This is a genomic window from Bradyrhizobium sp. AS23.2, assembly GCF_001908185.1.
Classification (GTDB): domain Bacteria; phylum Pseudomonadota; class Alphaproteobacteria; order Rhizobiales; family Xanthobacteraceae; genus Bradyrhizobium.
The window spans coordinates 1-3,412 of record NZ_LGHM01000130.1 but is presented as its reverse complement, the minus strand read 5'-3'; the positions used below and the strand labels follow the sequence as shown (position 1 = coordinate 3,412).

The following is a 3,412-nucleotide window of genomic DNA, read 5'->3' as shown; positions in this document are numbered from 1 at the left end:
TTCGCCCTCCGTCGAAACTGATTTGAATTTCTCCTCCCGGCTTTATTCCAAATAGTCGCTGCGGTCCTCCCCACCGTAACAAGCCAAAATCAGCTTTGCCCGGTAGAGGAGTCCACTTGGCGTCATCGATAGAATAGAGCACATAATCCGAGCGCCATGCGTCTCCTCGACGGATCTGAGCAACCGCATGGGATCGATCGCTAATGGCAATGGCTGTCACCGCGCCCGGCAGATCAACCTTGACTTGGGACCAGCTTTGTCCGCCGTCCGTCGTCTGGAAAACGTCTGCATCTCGCGAGATTGCAACACCGAAGCCATCTTTGCCAAGAGCTATCGGTCCAAGGCTTGGAACTCGAAGCGTAATTGCCCAGCTCCGGCCCGCGTCATTGCTAGATAAAAGCTCTCCCATCGTTGTTGATAGGATTGCGCGGCCAAGGTCGTCCATGGCCGCCAGCTTCACATCACCGGTCATCGCATCGACAACGACCGTCTCGTTTTTCGAACCAACATCGAAGGAGCGCAGTTGGCCGCTCTGCGCATGAAAGAGAAAGGTCTCGCCGGCCCAACCTATCGCGCTTTGGACGGATGTTTCGGCAATTCGTTGGGTCCAAGTTTCAGACCTAAAATCCCTTGTATACAGAACAACATTATTTGTGGCGACAGCCATAGCTGAATAGCCGCCGGTAAAGCTAACCGTAACAAGATGATCGCTTGGAATACTAGGTAGCTCGGAAATTTTGTTTGCGACCCAAAAGAGTCTTCCCTTTGACGAGCCGACCGACAGTTGATCACCGAATTGCTGAACCTGTCTGACGGTGTCCCCCACCGCAAGCGGCAGCGTTCCATGTAGCTGCCAACCACGACCACCATCCTGCGTTACAAAGATTTGTGCACCTTTAATGCCCCAACCGGTGAAATCGCCGGTTGATCGGATAAGGTCAAACTCTTGGTCGAGCTTTTGTGGTTCTGGAGCCGGTCGATCGCGGGTGTAACGCAGTAATTGAACGCCTCCGACACCTTTGTCTCCGGCGGGATAGCTTTTTACTAATTCCACCCACACCACTCCCGGATGATCGTTGGGCGTGCTGAAGGTGCTTACTTTCTCCGATGGCTCGAGGCCGTAAGGAACCCACGTTGTGCCGTGGTCAAAGCTGATCGCGTAACCATTGGCATTAGCTGCCAGCACTGTTCCCTTGTTACTGGCAGAAATCCTGCGTATGTCGCCATCGACGGGGATCTTCGTTGGCTTTCCGAAATTCTTACCCCGATCGGAGCTGACAGATACCAGGCCATCATCCATTGCAAGATAAGCATAATCGTCCCAGCTGAAATTGATCGCATTGATCTTCTTATAGGAAGACAACTCAGTCCAATTGAGCTTAAGGGCGTGTGTCCAAAGCGGCTGGTCAAGGGCCGATTTGTTGTCTGAAGCCGCGTGACACCCAGAGATCAGTACGGCCCAAACAACGAGCGATAGTAGGCGGCGGAGATCTGGCAAAATAGTCCGTCCTGAACGCTATCAAAGGGGATGGTGTGACAATTATCTGAGAGAGTATAGATTCTTTATACTCGTCTAGCGAGCGATTTGGAATTGGCTCCCATGCGCCCGGTCACAATTAACGTCTTAGAATGGCGGGTATACAACGTCACGCGACTGCGACTGGATCGACACGAAAAAGCGCTGGACCGATGAATTGACGGAGCACGCGGGCCGGCTCGCCGAAGTGCTGAAGGTCAACCTCGGACTATCCGTCGAGAGCACTCACGGTGGCATTGGACTTGACCTCAAAGGCGAGCGCATGATCGCGTTTCTCGCTGCTCGGCAATTGACTACGAGAGGGCCGGACCATGCTCCACAATGGAAGGTCTACCGGAGGCAGATTCGATCGGGTCTGCTTGCAGTGCTGCGTTTGAATGCAGCGAATGACGCGATCGAGGACTACCTCTTGCTGCCTTTCCGGCTCAAGGCTGGACGTTATGTCTGGCTATCAGATGATTCTCTCACACGTCACCACGCGGCTCGCTTCGCAACTTTTGAAGCGCTGGCAGAGGATGTTAAGGTCAGACTAGGGGAATCCACCCGTGCCGGGTCAACCAAGCGAGCGTTGCGGAACAGGCGAACGAAGCAAGGCCGGCCCAAAACCAAGAGCGCGCGCGTGCGGCACTGATGGAACGTAGATACAGGAACGCCCCAAGAAACGTTCCGTAGTTCCTCCTGAAATCACCATTGAGCTTGGCGATCTTCGAAAGCTCTGAAGACGTGTCGTCGGTCACAGTGCTGGCTCCCTATGGCGGCTACCAGCATCCCATGAACCACTGTTTTGCCCGACGGCGCAAGTGATATTTCGGTAAAACGAAAATCATCTTACCGGGATAGATCGGAGCAAACTCGGCCACAGATACCGATAATTCTCCCAAAGCGCGGAACCCAACAAGCAGCCCCTCTAAATATCTCCATCGGGCAGCCAAAGCTGCATCCCATTCGCACGAACGGAGATATCATGGCTCAAAGGCCGACACGCTGGAACAATCCGGCTCTTAACCTTCCAAACCTTACAAGCATCGACGAACGCCTTATGGGCAACTATCCCTCGCACCTTCGCGGGATGGCAACGAATCGGTATGGCGGTAACAACCTTCAACATGAGCGCGGGCTGCGAGGTGGGACTTACGGAGCGGCAAGCCCAGTTCGCGTCTACACTGAAGATCAACGGAAGCGCTACGAGGCCGCTCTCCGTCAACGGGGGGGAACTGCCGTGAACGATCTAAGTGCGAACGCAAACACGAATTCAGAAATCGACACAAGTCCCGTATCGCGCGCTGAGTTCCTGTTGCGTTTTCCTCCAGCTCCTTCGTTGGGCGCGAAGGCTTTGGCGGGATACAAGCGGCGAATCCAAAACGCCATTAGCACTGACCTGATCGCATGGCTTCGAGAGAACGATCCGGCAGACTTCGCTGAACTGATGGATTTGCGTCGCGCTCTATATAGCTTGTCGTCGAAAGGAAGGTATCGCGTATTTCTGCTCGGACTCACCCAAGCCGGAGCGCGCAAGATCAAACTGGTCGGTCCCAAGAGCGCCGTCATGATCGTGAGCGAGAAGTCACGCCATTATCTACTGCGTGTGCTTTGCCGTCTCAGAAAGGCCCGTGGATGGCCCCCGATCAGATACTGAGGCCGGCCCAACTGCGAGAACAGCGCGATATTCTGACGGCCCTAATCAACGCAGTACCATTTCAAAGCTCGGTAGCCGTGACTCTTACCATGAAGAAGCGTGCGGGACTGAGAGCTGAACCGTCCCGGGTTTGCCGGAGGCCATTTGGTTTAAGTTATGCCGCCATGGCCGATTGTTCCAGCATGGCGTAGTAGCGTTGCTCGGCTTCGGCCGGCGGGATGTTTCCGATGGGCTCCAAG

The 3,412-nt window shown here is 54.5% G+C and carries 3 protein-coding genes; 2 read left to right on the top strand and 1 reads right to left on the bottom strand.

What is annotated here, in order from left to right:
* The coding region (locus tag AC630_RS44295; protein ID WP_208867053.1) for a sialidase family protein at positions 1-1,363 on the bottom strand (1,363 nt) is incomplete at its 3' end.
* Positions 1,364-1,694: 331 nt separating this feature from the next.
* Here AC630_RS44295 and AC630_RS45655 point away from each other — a divergent pair.
* Together AC630_RS45655 and AC630_RS26910 are read left to right on the top strand one after the other, a co-directional pair.
* A complete protein-coding gene (locus AC630_RS45655) occupies positions 1,695-2,168 on the top strand; it encodes a hypothetical protein (protein WP_167561292.1) in 474 nt (157 codons plus the stop codon).
* Between the two features lie 588 nt (positions 2,169-2,756).
* Entirely contained in the window at positions 2,757-3,173 is a 417-nt protein-coding gene (locus AC630_RS26910; RefSeq protein WP_143198343.1) for a hypothetical protein, read from the top strand.
* The last annotated feature ends 239 nt before the right edge of the window (positions 3,174-3,412 follow it).